A 2,101-nucleotide genomic window follows, 5' to 3' on the forward strand; every position below is an offset into this window, starting at 1 on the left:
CTCCACCACTTCGTGGTCCCCCTCCCCATGAAATGGGGAGGAAAGTTGAGATGACGGACAGTTTCAGGCCGGACGGGATCGACGCCGTGCCGGTGAAGGCGGCGGAGGCGGCGGCGGCGCTGGAGGCCCTTAGGGAGCCGGCGGAGCGGGCGGCGGCGTCGATCGAGGAGGCGTTCGGGCGGGCGGGCGAGAGCCTGACGCGGTCGCTGACAAGGGCGGCGGCGGACGGGGAGGTGACGCTGGCCGAGCTGGCGCGGGCGGTTCTGGGCGCGGTCAATGCGGCGGCGGGCGCCGGGCGCGGCGGAGGCCTGTCGGACGCGATCTCGGCGGTGATGAACAGTTTCGGCGGGGCGCAGGGCTTGCTGCGGTCCGAGGCGCAGATCGCGCGGATGCTGGCGCGGGCGACGGCCCTGGGCGCGCGAAGGATGTAGCGGCGCTCATGCAGCGAGGCGCCGAGCGGTTCGCAATAGCCTCAAAAAGCGTGGCTCAAGCAGAGAGGCGCCGTGCGCCGAGCGATAGCCACCAAGAAAAAAGGGCGCTCCGAGGAGCGCCCTTTGATCGATTATTCGCCCTTGGGATTGGGGCCGAACTTGTTGTCGCCGCGCTGGCTGTCGGTGATGCCGATCCAGAGCAGGAAGGCGAGGCCGACCAGGCCCATGACGGCGAAGCCGCCCATCATCGAGCCGAGCATGGACAGGGCCACCGTGGGGTCTTCGTTCTCGAAGGCCTGGGGGTTGGTGAAGATCGCCATGCCGACGGCGCTGATGATCATGATGAAGCCGATGATGGTGGCGACATAGGGAACGACCACGAACCAGCCGGTTTTGCCCATGTCGTGCAGGCGCTTCACCATGATGGCGACATTGGGCCAGATCATTGCGATCGAGATCAGAACGCCGATCAGCGGGATCCAGCTCGTGACGACGCCGACGCCGAGCAGGATCAACCAGCTGATCCAGAAATGCTGGCGGCGAAGCCGACCGTTGAACGAGAACATGGCGCTGGCGAAGTCGTAGCCGCCGCCGGTGTCGCGGGCGGTGTAGGCCGAGCTGGCGGCCTGGCCGAAAGCGGCGGCGGGCGAGCCGGCCAGGACCATGATCTGGGTCGCTTCGAGGCCTTCGGGCACGAAGTCGACGCGGGCGCCGGTGGCGATGACGCCGCCCGCCTGGATGGCGGAACGGGCGAAGCCGTAGCGGATGCTGTCGTCGCCGCTGATCAGGCCGGTGCCCGACACATCATCGTAGCTGAGAATTTCACCGCGCACTCGGAAGTCTCCATGTCTGAACGGCCCCCGGCCGCTTTGGCGCGAGCATGGCTGAGCGTCGGTTTCCAGACAAGCCGAAGCGTGACCTTGGGGCAGGATTTCTGCGAACAAATCGCAGCTTGTCCCGAAATGGCGCAGTTCAACACACAAGCGAGGATGCATGGCCTTTCATGAGGTGCGTCTGCCGGCGCGGCTGGCGTTCGGATCGACCGGCGGGGTGGAGCGGCGGACGGAGATCACGACCCTAGGGTCCGGGTTCGAGCGGCGCTCGACGCCCTGGGCTGAGGGGCGACGACGCTATCTGATCGGAGCGGGGTTGCGGTCGCTGGACGACATGGCGGCGCTGACGGCCTTTTTCGAGGCGCGGCGCGGGCGGCTGTACGGGTTCCGGTTCCGGGACTTCGCCGACTTCAAGAGCTGTGCGCCGGGCGAGGCCGTGGCGGCGACGGATCAGAGGATCGGCGTCGGCGACGGGGTGCGGCGGACGTTTGGGCTGTGCAAGGCTTATGGCGACCATGAGCGGCGGATTGCGAAGCCGGTCGAGGGGTCGGTGCGGGCGGCGGTCGGGGGCGTCGAGACGGGGGGCTTTGTCGTCGATCACGTGACGGGGGCGGTGACGCTGGCGACGGCGCCGGTCCTGGGGGCTGAGGTGACGGCGGGGTTCGTTTTCGATGTGCCGGTGCGGTTTGACGCCGACCGGATCGAGGTGACGCTGGAGAGTTTCGGCGCCGGGCGGATGGTCGCGATGCCGCTGATCGAGGTGCGGGTTTAGGTCGCGTTTTCCTCCCCATTCATGGGGAGGTGGATCGACTGCGCAGCAGGCGAGACGGAGGGGGC

Annotated in this window: 3 protein-coding genes; 2 read left to right on the forward strand and 1 reads right to left on the reverse strand. The window is 68.0% G+C overall.

The features are described from left to right. Window positions 1–50 precede the first annotated feature (50 nt). Window positions 51–431, forward strand: coding sequence for a phage tail tape measure protein (locus tag DXK21_RS16350; RefSeq protein ID WP_114818825.1), 381 nt, complete (start codon window positions 51–53; stop codon window positions 429–431). A 131-nt stretch (window positions 432–562) separates the two neighbouring features. On the opposite strand, the gene DXK21_RS16355 is transcribed toward DXK21_RS16350, so the two are convergent. After that, entirely contained in the window at window positions 563–1,264 is a 702-nt protein-coding gene (locus DXK21_RS16355; RefSeq protein ID WP_114818823.1) for a DUF805 domain-containing protein, read from the reverse strand. Window positions 1,265–1,424: 160 nt separating this feature from the next. On the opposite strand from DXK21_RS16355, the gene DXK21_RS16360 reads away from it, so the two are divergent. After that, the gene (locus DXK21_RS16360; RefSeq protein WP_114818824.1) at window positions 1,425–2,036 is read left to right on the forward strand and encodes a DUF2460 domain-containing protein; all 612 of its coding nucleotides are present in this window, start codon (window positions 1,425–1,427) and stop codon (window positions 2,034–2,036) included. Window positions 2,037–2,101: the final 65 nt, after the last annotated feature.

The organism is Brevundimonas bullata (genome assembly GCF_003350205.1).
GTDB lineage: Bacteria > Pseudomonadota > Alphaproteobacteria > Caulobacterales > Caulobacteraceae > Brevundimonas > Brevundimonas bullata.

Excerpts from the sequence above, each read along its gene's own strand:
- DXK21_RS16350 (WP_114818825.1), top strand. The coding sequence starts at position 51 with ATGACGGACAGTTTCAGGCCGGACGGGATCGACGCCGTGCCGGTGAAG.
- DXK21_RS16360 (WP_114818824.1), top strand. The coding sequence starts at position 1,425 with ATGGCCTTTCATGAGGTGCGTCTGCCGGCGCGGCTGGCGTTCGGATCG.